Source organism: Belnapia mucosa (assembly GCF_016775475.1).
Taxonomy (GTDB): Bacteria; Pseudomonadota; Alphaproteobacteria; order Acetobacterales; family Acetobacteraceae; genus Belnapia; species Belnapia mucosa.
This window is the reverse complement of record NZ_JAEUXJ010000134.1, coordinates 1-247: the sequence shown is the minus strand read 5'-3', so window position 1 is coordinate 247 and position 247 is coordinate 1. Positions and strand designations below refer to the sequence as shown.

Sequence of the window (247 nt, the reverse complement as noted above, 5' to 3'; positions counted from 1 at the left end):
TAGCGATTGCCAAGCGCTCGGGCATGCGCCGCGCCAAGGTAGCGGTCGCTCGTAAGCTCGCCGTAGTGCTGCTGAGCCTGTGGCGCCGCGGTACCGAGTTCCACTGGGGTGGGGAGAAGGCTGTGGCATAGCCGCTCGCCATCCCCGACCTCAGCGTCCGACGTCCCGTTGCGGGGACGCGGCAGGGCAAGACCGCAACAGACCCGGTGCCGGCACCCACCGAGCCCGCGTTCTAGATTGGTCCGCC

The 247-nt window shown here is 69.2% G+C and carries 1 pseudogene; it reads left to right on the top strand.

The features are described 5' to 3' along the window. A pseudogene (locus JMJ55_RS31460) lies at nucleotides 1-131 on the top strand (IS110 family transposase); the annotation flags it as partial. Nucleotides 132-247: the final 116 nt, after the last annotated feature.